Source organism: uncultured Tateyamaria sp. (assembly GCF_947503705.1).
GTDB lineage: Bacteria > Pseudomonadota > Alphaproteobacteria > Rhodobacterales > Rhodobacteraceae > Tateyamaria.
Map to the genome: position 1 here is coordinate 435,052 of NZ_CANNES010000002.1, position 16,255 is coordinate 451,306.

The 16,255-nt window shown below is 59.4% G+C and carries 14 protein-coding genes; 9 read left to right on the top strand and 5 right to left on the bottom strand.

Features of this window, described 5'->3' with window-relative positions:
• Nucleotides 1-60 precede the first annotated feature (60 nt).
• Complete coding sequence (gene carB / locus Q1A44_RS08225) at nucleotides 61-3,393, bottom strand: carbamoyl-phosphate synthase large subunit (protein WP_299622611.1); 3,333 nt, start codon at nucleotides 3,391-3,393, stop codon at nucleotides 61-63.
• A gap of 184 nt (nucleotides 3,394-3,577) precedes the next feature.
• On the opposite strand from carB, the gene Q1A44_RS08230 reads away from it, so the two are divergent.
• Complete coding sequence (locus tag Q1A44_RS08230) at nucleotides 3,578-4,201, top strand: hypothetical protein (RefSeq protein WP_299622614.1); 624 nt, start codon at nucleotides 3,578-3,580, stop codon at nucleotides 4,199-4,201.
• A gap of 91 nt (nucleotides 4,202-4,292) precedes the next feature.
• On the opposite strand, the gene Q1A44_RS08235 is transcribed toward Q1A44_RS08230, so the two are convergent.
• A complete protein-coding gene (locus Q1A44_RS08235; RefSeq protein ID WP_299622617.1) occupies nucleotides 4,293-5,546 on the bottom strand; it encodes a cyclopropane-fatty-acyl-phospholipid synthase family protein in 1,254 nt (417 codons plus the stop codon).
• Nucleotides 5,547-5,610: 64 nt separating this feature from the next.
• On the bottom strand, nucleotides 5,611-6,375 hold the full coding sequence (locus Q1A44_RS08240) for an alpha/beta fold hydrolase (protein ID WP_299622620.1): 765 nt from the start codon (nucleotides 6,373-6,375) through the stop codon (nucleotides 5,611-5,613).
• 77 nt (nucleotides 6,376-6,452) lie between these two features.
• On the opposite strand from Q1A44_RS08240, the gene Q1A44_RS08245 reads away from it, so the two are divergent.
• Nucleotides 6,453-6,827: a hypothetical protein gene (locus Q1A44_RS08245; RefSeq protein ID WP_299622623.1), complete on the top strand. Its 375-nt coding sequence runs from the start codon at nucleotides 6,453-6,455 to the stop codon at nucleotides 6,825-6,827.
• A 2-nt stretch (nucleotides 6,828-6,829) separates the two neighbouring features.
• On the opposite strand, the gene Q1A44_RS08250 is transcribed toward Q1A44_RS08245, so the two are convergent.
• Nucleotides 6,830-7,858 (bottom strand): fatty acid desaturase, encoded by a 1,029-nt coding sequence (locus Q1A44_RS08250; RefSeq protein ID WP_299622626.1) that lies wholly within the window; start codon nucleotides 7,856-7,858, stop codon nucleotides 6,830-6,832.
• Nucleotides 7,859-8,100: 242 nt separating this feature from the next.
• Between Q1A44_RS08250 and Q1A44_RS08255 the strand changes: the two genes are divergently transcribed.
• The 6 genes from Q1A44_RS08255 to Q1A44_RS08280 are packed head-to-tail and all read left to right on the top strand — an operon-like array spanning nucleotide 8,101 to nucleotide 14,080.
• On the top strand, nucleotides 8,101-9,465 hold the full coding sequence (locus Q1A44_RS08255; protein WP_299622629.1) for a glutamine synthetase family protein: 1,365 nt from the start codon (nucleotides 8,101-8,103) through the stop codon (nucleotides 9,463-9,465).
• 30 nt (nucleotides 9,466-9,495) lie between these two features.
• Nucleotides 9,496-10,641 (top strand): iron-containing alcohol dehydrogenase, encoded by a 1,146-nt coding sequence (locus Q1A44_RS08260; RefSeq protein WP_299622634.1) that lies wholly within the window; start codon nucleotides 9,496-9,498, stop codon nucleotides 10,639-10,641.
• Between the two features lie 53 nt (nucleotides 10,642-10,694).
• Entirely contained in the window at nucleotides 10,695-12,107 is a 1,413-nt protein-coding gene (gene hydA, locus Q1A44_RS08265) for a dihydropyrimidinase (RefSeq protein WP_299622637.1), read from the top strand.
• Complete coding sequence (locus Q1A44_RS08270) at nucleotides 12,104-12,493, top strand: VOC family protein (RefSeq protein WP_299622640.1); 390 nt, start codon at nucleotides 12,104-12,106, stop codon at nucleotides 12,491-12,493. Before hydA ends, Q1A44_RS08270 begins: the two co-directional genes overlap by 4 nt.
• Nucleotides 12,490-13,173, top strand: a complete 684-nt coding sequence (locus tag Q1A44_RS08275) for an aspartate/glutamate racemase family protein (protein ID WP_299622643.1) — start codon at nucleotides 12,490-12,492, stop codon at nucleotides 13,171-13,173. Before Q1A44_RS08270 ends, Q1A44_RS08275 begins: the two co-directional genes overlap by 4 nt.
• Entirely contained in the window at nucleotides 13,163-14,080 is a 918-nt protein-coding gene (locus Q1A44_RS08280) for a dihydrodipicolinate synthase family protein (protein ID WP_299622646.1), read from the top strand. The genes Q1A44_RS08275 and Q1A44_RS08280 overlap by 11 nt, the downstream gene beginning before the upstream one ends.
• Here the strand turns inward: Q1A44_RS08280 and Q1A44_RS08285 are convergent.
• Complete coding sequence (locus Q1A44_RS08285) at nucleotides 14,077-14,997, bottom strand: GlxA family transcriptional regulator (RefSeq protein WP_299622649.1); 921 nt, start codon at nucleotides 14,995-14,997, stop codon at nucleotides 14,077-14,079. The genes Q1A44_RS08280 and Q1A44_RS08285 overlap by 4 nt on opposite strands.
• Before the next feature lie 96 nt (nucleotides 14,998-15,093).
• On the opposite strand from Q1A44_RS08285, the gene Q1A44_RS08290 reads away from it, so the two are divergent.
• Nucleotides 15,094-16,254 carry an acyl-CoA dehydrogenase family protein gene (locus Q1A44_RS08290; protein ID WP_299622652.1) on the top strand — a complete coding sequence of 387 codons (1,161 nt, stop codon included), beginning with the start codon at nucleotides 15,094-15,096 and terminating at the stop codon, nucleotides 16,252-16,254.
• Nucleotide 16,255: the final 1 nt, after the last annotated feature.

A 16,255-nucleotide genomic window follows, 5' to 3' on the forward strand; every position in this document is an offset into this window, starting at 1 on the left:
TGCGGATTGGGCTGAGGCCGTCACTGTGCCAAGCCGGGTCGCAACAATCAACGGGGCAGCCTAGCCCTGCAGCGCCTTGACACCCACATCGCCCTGTGCCTGTTCACGGATCGCAAGCGCTGCCGCATGGGCACCTGCGGCGGTGGTGAAGTAAGGGATCCGGTCATAGAGCGCGATAGAGCGGATGGATTTGCTGTCCTCGACGGCCTGCGCGCCCTCGGTGGTGTTGATCACAAGCTGCACGCCACCGTCCTTCATCGTGTCGGTGACATCGGGGCGTCCCTCATAGACCTTGTTGACGGTGCCGCAGGGCACATCATTTTCGATCAACCATTTGGCCGTGCCGCGCGTGGCAATCATGGTAAAGCCAAGCTCTGTCAGGATTTTCGTAGCATCCAGCAATTGCGGGGTCTTGTCCGCATCCTTGATCGACACGAATGCACAGCCTTCGCCGGGCAGGACCATTCCCGCCCCCATCTGCGCCTTGAGGAAGGCGCGGCCAAAAGTCCGGTCCCAGCCCATGACCTCACCTGTCGATCGCATTTCTGGCCCCAGGATCGTATCGACACCGGGGAAACGGGCAAAGGGCAGAACCGCCTCTTTGACCGAGAACCACGGCATATTCGGATCGGCCAGCGTCAGCGGGTCGGCCAGCGGTAAGGTGCTGTCATAGCTTGCATCGGCATCATAAGGCGCGCGCTGCGGGAAGTTGGTCAACGGCTCACCGGCCATGACCCGCGCTGCGATGGATGCGATGGCGCTGTCGGTAGATTTGGCAACAAACGGCACCGTGCGCGAGGCGCGTGGGTTAACCTCGATCAGGAAAATCTCAGACCCTTGAATGGCAAATTGCACGTTCATTAGGCCGACCACGTTCAGGGCTTTGGCCAAGGCGTGAGTCTGCACTTCGATCTCTGCGATCAGGTCCTTGCTGAGCGAATATGGCGGCAGCGAACAGGCGCTGTCGCCCGAGTGGACGCCCGCCTCTTCGATATGCTGCATGATGCCTGCCACGTGGACGTTGGTGCCGTCACAAAGCGCATCGACATCCAACTCGACTGCACCCGCCAGATAGCTGTCAAGCAGCACGGGGCTGTCGCCCGACACCACAACCGCCTCGGAGATATAGCGGTTGAGCTGGGTCATATCCCGCACGATCTCCATCGCGCGACCGCCCAGAACGTAGGACGGACGAATGACGAGGGGGAAGCCGATATCTTCGGCGATCTCAAGCGCTTCGGCATCAGAATGGGCGATGCCGTTCTTGGGTTGTTTCAAACCGAGGTCCTGCACCAGACGCTGGAACCGCTCGCGGTCTTCGGCCAGGTCAATGGCGTCGGGACTGGTGCCCAGGATCGGGATACCCGCATCATGCAACTGCTGCGCAATCTTCAATGGCGTCTGACCGCCGAATTGCACGATGACGCCGTGCAGGGTGCCGTTGTCCTGCTCGACCCGCATGATCTCCATCACATGCTCGAAGGTCAGCGGCTCAAAATACAGACGATCCGAAGTGTCATAATCCGTGCTCACCGTTTCCGGGTTGCAGTTGATCATGATCGTCTCATAGCCCGCATCGGTCAGCGCATAACAGGCGTGACAGCAGCAGTAATCAAACTCGATCCCCTGCCCGATCCGGTTCGGACCACCACCCAGAATGACGACCTTTTTGCGGTCCGACGGGCGGGCCTCGCATTCTACGTCGCCGAACACGGGATGCTCGTAGGTCGAGTACATGTAAGGCGTTTGCGCCTCAAACTCGGCGGCGCAGGTGTCGATCCGTTTGAACACGGCGACAACGCCCAGGTTTTCACGGGCGCGGCGCACTTGCACTTCGTCCCGGCCCGTCAACGTGGCCAGACGGGCGTCGGAAAAGCCCATCATCTTCAGGGCGCGCAGGCCTTCTTCGGTCATGGGCAGGCCGTCCTTGCGAACCAGTGCCTCGGCATCGACAATCTCGCGGATGCGGGACAAGAACCAAGGATCGAACATGGTCACGCCGTGGATTTCATCGTCCGACAGCCCGTGGCGCATAGCCTGGGCGATCAGGCGCAAACGGTCGGGCGTCTGAACAGAAATCGCTTTGACGATGGCCGCATGATCGGGCGCGCCGGGGATGTCGATATCGTCGAGACCGGTCAGGCCCGTTTCCATCGATGCCAACGCCTTTTGCAGGCTCTCGTGGAAAGTCCGGCCAATAGCCATGACTTCGCCCACCGACTTCATCGCGGTGGTCAAAGTCGCCTCGGCGCCGGGAAACTTCTCGAACGCGAAGCGCGGGATTTTGGTGACGACGTAGTCGATGCTGGGTTCAAAGGATGCAGGCGTGACGCCGGTAATGTCGTTGTCCAACTCGTCCAGCGTAAAGCCAACGGCCAGTTTTGCCGCGATCTTGGCGATGGGGAACCCCGTGGCCTTGGACGCCAGCGCAGAAGAGCGTGAGACCCGCGGGTTCATTTCGATCACGACCATGCGCCCGTCTTCGGGGTTGATCGCCCATTGCACGTTCGAGCCGCCCGTTTCCACGCCGATCTCGCGCAAAACGGCGATCGAGTGGTTGCGCATGATCTGATATTCTTTGTCCGTGAGGGTCAGCGCGGGGGCGACGGTGATCGAATCGCCCGTGTGCACCCCCATCGGGTCCACGTTCTCGATCGAGCAGACGATGATGGCGTTGTCGGCAGTGTCGCGCACCACCTCCATCTCGTATTCTTTCCAGCCCAGCAGGCTCTCATCCACGAGGATTTGACCGACGGGGCTGGCATCCATACCAGACTTGCAAATCGCCATGTAATCGTCGCGGTTATAGGCCACGCCGCCGCCTGTGCCGCCCAGGGTGAAGGCGGGACGAATGATTGCAGGCAGACCGATGTCTTCAAGCGTCTCAAGCGCGATGGAAACGCCTGCGGCCAGGTCCTTGTTGCCGTTCTCATCCACCGGCGCGGTCACGATTGTGGCCCGGGGATTTTCAATGCCCAACCGGTCCATCGCTTCACGGAAAAGTTTGCGATCTTCTGCCATTTCAATGGCTTCGCGTTTGGCGCCGATCATTTCGACATTGTATTTGTCGAGCACGCCCATCTCTTCGAGCTGAAGGGAGGTGTTCAAACCGGTCTGACCACCCATGGTCGGCAACAGCGCGTCGGGCCGCTCCTTGGCGATGATCTTGGCGACGGTTTCTGGGGTGATCGGCTCGATATACGTGGCATCCGCCAGGCCCGGATCGGTCATGATCGTGGCCGGGTTCGAGTTCACCAGAATAACGCGGTACCCTTCCTCGCGCAGTGCCTTACAGGCCTGTGCACCCGAGTAGTCAAACTCGCAGGCTTGACCGATAACGATAGGACCCGCGCCGATGATCATGATCGACTGAATGTCGGTACGCTTTGGCATCGAAGGCCCCCCGGAATGTGCAAATTGTCCTGCGTTATAGGCATCGCGGGGGCAGGTGCAAGGGCGATAACGGGCGCATATTGCAGACATGCCACCATGCCCTCATGAACCGCGGGCGTTTTCGGCGGATTTATCGTGCGGCTCTTGATATGGTTGTGGTCATGCAAGGCAAAGGGCCGCGAAAATGAGCGTAGAAAACATCAATTTGAACTTTATCAACAAGTCAGCCGATACTAACAATTCAGGGATTGTGATCTATCAGCAGAATGTCGCAGTTGACTTCGACGAACTGACAGTTGCCTGGCGCGTGATCCAGAATGTCGGACAGCTGGACAATCATCGCTTTGTCTACCCAATCCTTTTCGATATGTCGGCGCGCGATTCCTATGGCAGCTATACGCCTCAGATCACGGCGGATAACGGAAACGCCTACGAAATGATCAATGATGGGTCGGGGGATATTTTGCGCCTTGCATCCAACACGGCGGCATCACCAAACGAGGTTCTTGCGCAAAACAACCTTCCGCAAGGGGCGATCGACATTTGTATTTACAGAGACGGCAAACTCTTGGCGCAAAAGACAGGCATCGCGCCATGCCAAAAGGCCGCGTTCCAATTTCAGCCGCGTCTCTATATCGGCGTTGCCTCTGGGGTTCAGGAAGGGGACGTGTTGAGCTCTGCCCTGCTCAGCCAGATCAACGGCCAGATCAACCTTTTTGGTATCAGCAGTGCAGACATTATCATGACCGGCGGGGGACCAAATGGCACACCATTTGACTTTCATCTAGAGAATATCGCCCATGACTGACGTGCCTTAGGTTTAAGCGCCACCGACGATTTTTCACGCAATCTGGCCAAACCCCGCCCGAGGCCACGTATTGTCAAAGTAGGGTGCACCCCTATGACCCGGCCAGTGCCGCGCTGGGTGTCGTCTTTGCCTTGGGTGACAAAGGGTCAGCTGGATATAGGTAATCCCGCGTCAGCGGCACGGCGTCCCGTTTATGCGCCAGCTGGAAGTGGTACACACCCTGCATCTGGTGTTCGAACGCGAGGATACAGACCGTCAGGTAATAGCGGAACATACGAATGAACCGGTCGTCATATATGGCACTTATCTCGTCGATGTGAGCGTCAAAGCGGTCGCGCCAATGGCGGATCGTCTTGGCATAGTGCAACCGCCACACCTCGATATCGGTCTGCCACAGGCCGGATTTTTCCATCGTCGGCGCAAGTTCGGACAGCGAGGGCACATAGCCCCCGGGAAAGATGTATTTGTTGATCCACGAACTGTGTGCCTGCGGCGGACCAGAGCGACCAATAGTATGGATCAGAGCAACCCCATTGGGATCAAGCAATTCGGCCACGCGCCCGAAATACTGACCGTAATTCGGCACCCCCACATGCTCCAGCATCCCCACTGACACGATGCGGTCAAAGGTACCTTGGGTGTGGCGATAATCCTGCAAGCGGAACTCGATCTGATCAGCCAACCCTGCCGCCTCGGCGCGGCCCTGTGCAGTGGCAAGCTGGTTTTCACTCAGCGTCACACCGGTCACTTGGCAGCCATAGTCTCGCGCCAATGTCAGCGCCATGCCCCCCCAGCCGCACCCGATATCGAGCACACGCATCCCCGGTTCAAGCCTCAGCTTGCCCGCGATATGGGCCTTTTTGGCGATCTGCGCCTGCTCAAGCGTCATGTCAGGGTCCGAGAAATAGGCGCAGGAATACTGCATGTCCTCATCCAGGAACATCGCGTATAGGTCATCCGAAATGTCGTAATGATGCGCCACATTTTTACGCGCAGTGCTGGGGGCGTTGTGCTGGATAAAGCGGCGCATATGAAACCGCGCGCGATTGGCCATCAGCATCCAAGGCGGCAGGCTACCCGCGTAACGGTTGCGAATGATGATCGCCAATGTGTCGTCCAGCGAACAGTTGAGGGGCGTGATCTTGCCGTCCATATATCCCTCGCCCAGACCCAGATCGGGGTTCAGGATCAGAGCACGCAAGGCCGCCGTTTCGGTAATCTGCAAATGGGCTTGAGCACCGGTATCGGGCCCATAGTCGCGTGTTGCACCATCAGGGTATGTTACCGATAGACGGTCTTGAACCATCATTCCGGTCAAGAAGCGATCCAGTAGCTTGTCCCACATAACACCGATCCTCACACGTCGACTGAACGTAAAAATGGGGCAGTCACCGGGTTTGCGTCAAGTCTTAGACATCGGGTGCGTCCAGATATGCCCTCACGGTGCCTTCAAATTCGCGTGGAAATTCAGCATGCAGCCAATGTCCGGCCTTCGGGATCTTGGCGAAACGGGCATTGGGGAAGAGCCCGGTGATCGTAGGCCGATAATCGCGCGCCACGTATTCGGACGCGCCCCCCGACAGAAACAGGACGGGGCCGTCATGACGGGTCTGCACTTCAGGAAAGCTCAATATCGCAGGCATATTCTGCGCCAAAGCATCCAGGTTGAACCGCCATTTCTTGCCCGCCACGTCCAGCGACTGGGTCAGAAAACTGCAAAGCGCCGGGTCGACGCCCAAATCGGCAAGTTGAGCATTGGCATCCGAACGCCGAGCAACCGCCCCAAGGTCAACGGCGCGCATGGCGTCAATAAACTGGATCTGGCTATGGCTGTAGGCAACGGGCGCAATATCGCCAACCACAAGGCGGCGCAGCGTTTCGGGGCGGGTCAGCGCCAGCATCATTGCGGCCTTGCCCCCCATCGAATGGCCCACAACGTCCATCGGCGCGCCGATATGGTCGATGACTTCGGACAGGTCCAGTGCCAGGTCCTCATAGCCATGGGCGTCTGACCAGAAACTGTACCCGTGGTTGCGCATATCCACGGTGACAACCTTTCGCGTGTCAGACAACCGTTTGGCAATGACGCCCCAATTCCGGCCCGAGCCATAGAGGCCATGGGCAATCAACAGCGGTGTTCCCGTGGCGGAACCGAACTCTGAATAGGCTAGCATGGCCGGAGCCTTAGCCCGAAACGGGCCCCACGACCAGAGGGATTGAGGCGCAGCACAGTGCCGGATAAGAGTATCCCATGGAAACCCAACAAAGCATAGACGCCCGTGCCACCCGCGTCCTGCGCGGTTTGGAAACAGCCTATGGCGTAAGAGCGACAACTCTCGCCAAGGCGCTGCGCAAGACAGGGCGTCGTCTGCCCAAGCGGCTCCAAAACGAGGCGGAACGGATCGTCAAGGCGCAAGGCTTGGGCGGGCACCCAAAGCTGATGCAACAGGTGGATGGCGCGGCGCTGGACACGGCCGAAGCCAAAGTGGTCGCACATCTCAAGACCATCGACCGTGCCGATCAGCGCAAGGGCCGGATGATGGCCGTGGCGGGCGCCATCGTATTCAATTTGCTGCTGGTCGGCGCAGGCTTCGTCGCGTGGATGGTGTGGGCGGACATACTTTAGATCTACGTCGCCGCAAATCCGCGTGCTTTGCGAAATGATACCAGCTTGCGGCTTTTCTCGTCCCACAAGTCCAGACCGGCGCATTTGAAACTCTGCATCAGGGTCATGCGGCTGCACTCCACCAGTTCCTCGTGGTCGCGCAGGACCTCTGGCAGACGGTAAAAGGGGATGCGGCTATACAGGTGATGGACGTGATGAATGCCGATATTGGCCGTGAACCAGGCCAGGATCGGCGGCAGATCAAAATGCGAGCTACCGTGCAGTGCGGCCTCGTGCAGTTGCCAATCTTCGCCCTGATCCCAATGCGTCTCTTCAAACTGGTGTTGGATGTAAAAGAGCCAAGTGCCAACGGACGCAGCAATCAGCGTGGTCGGAAGAAACACTAGAAACAGAGCCTGCAAGCCGCCAAAATAGACGATGGTGCCGAGGATCGCCGCAATGGCCGCGTTGGTGCCCATGGCACTGATCCAGTATTTGCGCCCCTGATCCATGAACCCCAAGGGTAACCGGTTCTGCAGGATAAACAGATATGTGGGGCCAAGGCCGAACATGATGATCGGATGCCGATAGGCGCGGTAAAGGAACCGGCCAAAGGCGGTTCGCTGGTGATATTCCGCAACGGTCAGCGTGATCACGTCCCCAATACCCCGGTGATCGAGGTCACCGGCATGGCTGTGATGGATCGAATGAGAGCGGCGCCACACATCGTAAGGGGTCAAAGTCACAACGCCTAACGCACGACCGATCCAATCGCTCAGGTTGCGGTTGTCATAGAATGATCCGTGGCCGCAATCGTGCTGAATACAAAACAGGCGCAAAAGAAAGCCGCCATTCACAGCCGAGATCAGGAAAGCCCCGAGATAGCTGTACTGCGCGACCCAACAGGCCAGCACCCAAAGGGCCACAAAAGGGATCAGGCTGATGCCCAGCTCAAAGCTGCTGCGCAGCGTGTCGGGTTCGCGATACTTCGCCAGGACTTTCACCCAGTCGCGCGGCGCCATTGTCTGATTGGTATTGCTCAAGTCTGCCATGCCTGCGTCGCGTGATTTTGAGGAACCGCGATAAAGCATCCCGGCCACATAGCAAGCGATAAAGCGCCATGCGTCGAATTGACTGTTTTTTGTGATGCACCGTGATCAAAGGCGCAACAGGGGCGCGTGCAGGCTTGCCACGTGCCACGCCGCCCCCATAATGCCGAATGACCCGGCCATACTCATGGCCGCGTGCGGTCGCAAGCGACCGGGATACGCCTCGCCTCGGATTGGAACCAAAAATGCCCTCCCCCATGACCTTTGATGATTTGAAAGCCGCCGTGCGCGACGGGCAGATCGATACTGTGCTTGTCTGTTTTGTCGACATGCAGGGCCGATTGATGGGCAAACGGTTCCACGCGGTGAACTTTGTCGAAACATCGCATCGCGAAACGCATTGCTGCAACTATCTGCTGGCTACGGATCTCGAAATGGCGACCCCCGAGGGCTATGCCGCCAGCAGTTGGGAAAAGGGCTATGGCGATTATGTGATGCGGCCCGATCTGGGCACCATCCGACCCGTACCCTGGCTGGATGGCACCGCAATGGTTCTGTGCGACATCCTTGATCACCACACGCACGAACCCATCCCACATGCGCCCCGCCAGATCCTCAAGGAACAGATTGCGCGACTGAAAGCCCTGGGCTTTGACGCGATGATGGCGACGGAGTTGGAGTTCTTTCTGTTTGAGGGCAGTCTGGATCACATCCGCAAAAGCGGCTTTCGTGATCTGACGCCGATCAGCGGCTATAATGAAGACTACCACATCTTTCAGACCACCAAGGAGGAAGGGGTCATGCGCCCCATCCGCAACCATCTCTTTGCCGCCGGTCTGCCCGTCGAAAACACCAAGGGCGAGGCGGAAAGCGGACAGGAGGAACTGAACATCCGTTACGCTCCGGCGCTGGATTGCGCCGATCACCACAGCATCGCCAAACACGCGATCAAGGAGATCGCCTGGCAAAATGGCCATGCCGCGACATTCCTGCCCAAGTGGCATGCGGACAGGGTCGGCTCGTCCAGCCATGTGCATCAATCGCTCTGGACCGGGGAAACGCCCGCCTTTTACGACCCCGATCAGCCTTATGGCATGTCCAGGCTGATGGGCCACTACATGGCGGGGCTGATCGCCTATGCCCCGGATTACACCTACTTCCTGGCCCCTTACGTCAACAGCTACAAACGGTTTGCCAAGGGCACCTTTGCCCCGACCAAAACCGTCTGGTCCGTCGACAACCGCACCGCAGGGTTCCGACTGTGCGGGGACGGAACCAAGGGGATCAGGGTCGAATGCCGCATCGGTGGATCAGACCTTAATCCCTATCTGGCTCAGGCCGCGATGCTGGCTGCAGGGATCAAGGGGATCGAAGATCAGATGGAATTGGCGCCACCGACCAAGGGCGACGTCTATGAGGATGCCAAGGCGGGCGACATTCCTCGCAGCCTGCGCGACGCAACTGAAACCCTGCGCAACTCCGCGTTCTTGCGCGCTGCCATGGGCGATGCCGTGATCGACCACTACACCCGCGCCGGCGAGTGGGAGCTTGAAGAGTTCGACCGCACCGTCACCGATTGGGAAATCGCCCGCGGATTTGAACGGGCCTAAGCGCCCATTTTGCAGATAAAGGCCACCCTTATGACCCTCACCGCCAATTGGTCCTACCCCACTGCAATCCGCTTTGGCGCGGGCCGGATCACTGAGATTGCCGAGGCCTGCACCGCTGCGGGCATCACCCGACCCTTGCTTGTCACCGACCGGGGCCTTGCCGGGATGGAGATTACGACACGCACCCTCGACCTGCTGGAAGCGGCGGGGATGGGTCGCGCGATCTTTGCCGAGGTGGACCCAAACCCGACTGAAAAGAACGCCGCCGCCGGCGTCGCGGCCTATCGCGACGGCGGGCATGACGGTGTGATCGCTTTTGGCGGCGGGTCGGGGTTGGACCTGGGCAAGGTGGTTGCTTTTATGGCTGGTCAGACCCGCCCGCTCTGGGATTTCGAGGATATTGGCGATTGGTGGACGCGCGCCGACGCGGATGCCATTGCGCCCATCGTTGCCGTACCCACCACCGCAGGCACCGGATCAGAGGTTGGCCGCGCCTCTGTCATCACCAATTCCGAAACGGCGCATAAAAAGATCATCTTTCACCCCAGGATCCTGCCCAGCGTCGTGATCTGTGACCCCGAACTGACTGTAGGTATGCCCAAATCGATCACGGCCGGCACGGGCCTTGATGCCTTTGCCCATTGTGTCGAGGCGTTCTGTTCACCCCACTACCACCCCATGTCGCACGGCATGGCGCTGGAAGGGATGCGGTTGGTCAAAGAGAACCTGCCCCGTGCCTATGCGGATGGCAGCGACCTCAAGGCGCGCGCGCACATGATGTCGGCGGCCGCGATGGGAGCCACCGCCTTTCAAAAGGGGCTGGGGGCGATCCATGCCCTGTCACATCCCATTGGCGCGATCTATCACACGCACCACGGTACAACGAACGCGGTCTGCATGCCCGCCGTTTTGCAGTTTAACCGACCCGCAATTGAAGGGGTCATTGGGGACGCGGCACGCTATCTGGGGATCGACGGCGGCTTTGACGGTTTTTGCAGCTTTGTCGATAATCTGAATGTATCGCTTGGTATTCCGGCCTCGCTTACCGCCCTAGGGATTGAAAATCCCGACATTGACCGGATCGTTGCGGGCGCTTTGATCGACCCGAGCACCGGTGGCAATCCCGTGGAAATGACGGCTCAGAACACGCGCGAACTGCTGCTAAAGATCGTCTGAGGCGGGTTGCAGGGCCTCGAAATTCCGGCAAGCTGGCGTGGCGAAAGGTGGATATGACGACAGAGATTGATCTTGTTATACGCGGCGGCGAGGTCGTTACCCCATCGGGCATCGTTTCGGGCGATGTGGGGATCACAGCGGGCCGGATCGTATCGGTCGGCACACCCGTGCATGACGCCAGTTCAGTCATTGAGGCCAAAGGCAAATGGATCATGCCGGGCGGCGTCGACACCCACGCCCATATCGAACAGATGTCCGGCATGGGCCAGTGGAACGCTGACACGTTTGAAACGGCCACGCGCTCTGCTGCGATGGGCGGAACGACCAGCGTAATTTCTTTTGCGGCGCAAAACGCCGGCCAGACGCTGGCAGATACGGTGGCAGATTATGCAGCGCGCGCGCGGCGCGGGGCCATGATCGACTACGCCTTTCACATGACGATCACCGATACACAAGCTTCTGATTTCAAATCTGATCTGGGGCGGCTCATCGGATCCGGCCACCGCTCGATCAAGGTTTTCACCACCTACAACATCCAGCTGAGCGACGCCGAAATCCTCGATATCATGGCCCAAGCCAAGCGACATGGCGCGATGGTCTGTGTCCATGCCGAAAACGATGCCATCATCGCCCAGGCCCGCAGCGCCCTGATCGCAGCGGGCCACACAGCACCGCGTGATCACGCCCGGTCGCGCCCCCGCATGGCAGAGATCGAGGCCATCGCACGTATGTGCCGCTTTGCCGAATATCTGGACCAGCCGGTGATGATCTTTCATGTCTCCACCGCGGAAGGCTGCGATGTCATACGTGCGGCCCGGGCCCGCGGCGCACCCGTTCAGGCCGAAACCTGTCCGCATTACCTTTTCATGACAGAGGATGTTTTGGACCGCCCCGGCACGGAAGGGGCGAAATGGATGTGCTCCCCACCCCAACGGACCGCAGCAGACCAACAAGCCCTTTGGGCGGCACTTGAGGACGAAACGCTATGTCTAGTGTCGTCGGATCACGCGCCATACCGCTATGACAAAACGGGCAAGATGTCCGCAGGTCCTGATGCATCCTTTGACAAAATCGCAAACGGCTTGCCCGGGCTCGAGACGCGGTTGACCTTGATGTTCGACGCAATGGTGTCGCGTGGTGGTCAAGGACCTGAAGCCTTTGCCCGGATCACCGCAACTCAGCCTGCGCAGGCCTATGGTTTGTTGAAAAAAGGTGCCATCGAGGTCGGCAAGGACGCTGATCTGGTTCTGTGGGACCCGGAAAAGACGCTGACGTATGGGCCGAATGACCTGCACGACAATGTGGGCTATAACCCTTGGGAGGGACACACCGTCACGGGCTGGCCCACAGACGTGATCCTGCGCGGTCAGCCGCTTGTCTCGGATGGCGTGTTTCTCGGCCCAGCCGGGCAGGGCAAGTGGATCGACCGGCCCGAAATGAAACAACCGCGAAAGACGCCCGCATGAAATGGCCCGACGCAGCAAACGACCTTGCCATCACGTTTTTCTATTATCGGGACCTTCCCCGCGCAATGCGGTTTTACGAGGATATCCTTGGTCTGCCTTTGGCGATCGACCAGGGCTGGTCCAAGATTTATCGGATTTGCCCGGGCGCACATGTGGGATTGGTGGATGAAACCAAGGGGATGAACAAATGGGCGGCTGTCAAACCTGTCCAACTGTGCATTCGGGTGCCCCAGGTGGATGACTGGTACGCCTACGCGCAAGCCAAGGCGGTGGACAATCTGTCAGAGCTTTTCGTCAACGATGCCTTGGGTATCCGCGCCTTTGTCTTTGACGATCCTGAAGGGTATCAGATCGAAATCCAATCTGCGACGCGGCCCGGCGCATGAGCACGCTGATCATCATAAATCCAAACGCGTCACAAAAGGTCACGGACGGGATTGACGCCGCCGTTGAACCATTGCGCCGCTTTGGCATACCGATCCGCTGCCTGACCCTGGCCGAGGGGCCACCCGGCATCGAAAGCCAGCGACAGGCCGACCAGACCATTGCACCGATGCTGAGGCTCGCGGCGGCGCAAACGGATGCGGCAGGCTATGTCATCGCCTGCTTCGGCGATCCTGGGCTGCATGCGCTGCGCGACCAGACGTCCCTGCCCGTTCTGGGCATTCAAGAGGCGGCGGTGATGACTGCGCTGACGCTGGGCCAGCGTTTTGGTGTCATCGCGATCCTGCCCCCCTCAATCCCCCGGCATCTGAGGTCTTTTGGCGCGATGGGCGTGCTCGACCGATTGGCGGGCGACCGGGCCCTCGGCCTCGGCGTTGCCGATCTGGCCGACCCGGACCGCAGCCTCGCAGCGATGATCGCAACGGGCAAACGGCTGCGGGACGAGGACGGGGCCGACGTGCTCATCATGGGCTGTGCCGGCATGGCCCAATATCGCGACCCTTTGTGCGATGCCACTGGTCTGCCGGTGGTCGAACCATGCCAAGCGGCGGTCAGTATGGCCATGGGCCACATTGCTCTTGGGCTGTCGCACTCTGTCGAAAGGTCTGATCATGCTGGATGAAACCGCTAAAGGCGTCTTTACCATCGCGGTAACGCCGTTCCTGCCAAATGGCGATCTGGACTTGGACAGCATCGACCGGATGGTCGACGCCTATATCGAAAGAGGGGCCACAGGGCTGACCATTCTGGGCATGATGGGCGAGGCGGGCAAGCTTTCTGCCGAGGAGTCGGTTACGGTCGTCGAACGGGTTGTCAGCCGTTGTTCTGTTCCGGTGGTCGTCGGCGTTTCTGCCCCCGGCTTTGCCGCCATGACCTCCCTCAGCGACGCGGCGATGGATGCAGGTGCTGCTGGTGTTATGGTCGCCCCACCCGGGTCGCTACGCACCGACGCGCAAAGCCTGACCTACTACCACAACGCCGCAGATGCCTTGGGCAACGCCCCTTTTGTCTTGCAGGATTTTCCACTGGCCACCGGCGTTGTCATCTCGACCGACGTGATCCTCAAGGTGGTTGAGGATTGCCCGACCTGCGTGATGCTCAAGCACGAGGATTGGCCAGGCCTTGAAAAGATCAGCGCTTTGCGTGCCGCATCAGACGCGGGCGCACGGCGGATTTCGATCCTGTGCGGCAATGGTGGGATGTACCTGCTGGAAGAAATGTTGCGCGGCGCGGATGGCGCCATGACGGGCTTTGGCTACCCCGAGATGATGGCGCAAGTGGTGGCCGCCTATCATGCCGACGATCTGGAGCAAGCGCGCGACATCTTTGACGCTTACATGCCCATGATCCGGTACGAAGCACAGCCGGGGCTTGGCCTTGCCATCCGCAAATATTCACTGGCTAAACAGGGTGTTATCGCCCATCCGACGCTGCGCAAGCCCGGCGCGACCCTGTCACAGGCGGCGATGGCCGAAGTGGATACGCTGGCCAAACGACAAGCAAAACGCCTGGCTGATCTGGGCCTTTAGAAGTTGGTCCGCAGATCACGCGGCGACATGCCAAAGAGCGCACGAAAGGCGCGGGCCATTGCGCTCGCGTTGTCGTAACCGCAGCGCTGCGCAATCTCGGCAACCGACAGGTCGGTATCCAGCACCAAGTGTCGCGCATGGATCAGGCGGGTCCGGCGATAGACAGCCTGCGGGGTTGCCTTGAGCGTGGCCTGCATACGCGTCTCCAGAGTCTTTTGCGTGCATCCAACCGAACGGGCCAGTGCCGGGATGCTTAACGGTGTTTCAACGTTTTCCCGCATGATCGCCAACGCACGATTGACCAGACGCCCCACGCCGATGCCAGACCCAAGCCTATGATCCGTAACATCCCGTGACATGAAAAGCTGTGCCACATCCATTGCCAAGAGCGCGCCATGGTCCTGGTCAATCATGTGACAGACCAGATCAAAGGCGGCCATCGCGCCGGAACAGGTCACCCGATCCCGATCCACAACAAAGCGTTCGCGCACTGTATCCACCTGTGGAAACTGTTCAGAGAACGCAGTCAACACGTCCCAATGGATCGTCGCGCAATACCCGTCCAACAGCCCCGCCTGCGCCAGCAACCAACTGCCGGTATCAAAGCCGGCCAAGGCGGCATAGCGGGGTGCCACTTGATGAAGCCTGCGTGCCAGGGGGCGTGGTTCAATCTGGCGCACCGCATATGAGGGCATCAGGATCAGCATATCGCCCCGCCCCTCCGCCAAGGCCATATGGGGGGCCACCTGCAATCCGCTTGAGCTATGAACTGCGCCGCCATCCAAGGTACAGAACCGCCACTCATAGAGCGCACCATTCGCAAGCGTATTGGCCGCGCGCAGGGGCTCGACAGTATTGGCCAGGCAATGGTTCGAAAACGCATCAAACAGAAGGATATCAAAGCGGCGCGGCAGCATGTTTTCCTCCATTCCTGCACGATTAACATCCAACTCTGCACGCCATGGCAAAGCAAGGCAGAGTTTCATCGCGCTGACAATAGGGAGCACCGCGTCATGCATTTTGGTCTGTCAGACGAACAAGAGATGATCGTTTCGACCGTTCGAAGCTTTGTGGAAAAGGAAATCTATCCCCACGAGGCCGAAGTCGAGCGTACTGGCGAAGTGCCATATGAGCTGGCGCAAGAGATCAAGCGCAAATGCATGGAACTTGGGTTCTACGCCTGCAACTTTCCCGAAGAGGTAGGCGGTGCGGGCCTGAGCCATGTGGATTTTACGTTGGTGGAACGGGAACTGGGGCGCGGTTCAATGGCGCTCACCCACTTCTTTGGCCGTCCGCAAAATATCCTGATGGCCTGCAATGACGATCAGCGCGAACGCTATCTCTTGCCCGCCGTGCGTGGCGAGCGGATGGATGCGCTGGCGATGACGGAACCAGGTGCGGGGTCTGACGTGCGTGGCATGAAATGCCAGGCTGTGCGGGATGGGGGTGATTGGGTGATAAATGGCTCGAAACACTTCATATCGGGCGCCGATCACGCGGATTTCTTTATCGTTTTCATCGCCACGGGCGAAGACGCCACGCCCAAAGGACCCAAGAAACGGATCACCACCTTCCTCGTGGATCGCGGCACCCCCGGCTTTACCGTGCGCGACGGCTATAACTCGGTCAGCCACAAAGGGTACAAGAACTGCATCCTCGATTTCGACGATTGCCGCTTGCCTGACGCGCAGGTGCTGGGCGAGGTCGATGGCGGTTTCGCGGTGATGAACGAATGGCTGTATGCAACGCGGATCACGGTCGCCGCTTTCAGCGTTGGACGCGCGCGGCGCTGTTTTGACTACGCGCTAAACTATGCGGCGGAACGTCGACAGTTTGGCCAACCCATCGGCAAATTCCAGGGCGTGAGCTTTCAGATTGCAGACATGATCACCGAGATTGACGCCGCCGACTGGTTGACCCTGGCGGCCGCTTGGCGGCTGGACGAAGGACTACCCGCCAACCGCGAGATCGCGTCGGCCAAGCTTTATGCCAGCGAGGCGCTTGCGCGGGTCACCGATGCTACCTTGCAGATCTTTGGCGGCATGGGCCTGATGGATGACTTCCCCATTGAACGGTTCTGGCGCGATGCGCGGGTCGAGCGGATCTGGGACGGCACGTCAGAGATCCAGCGCCACATCATTTCCCGGGATCTCCTGCGTCCTCTGGGGGCGTGAA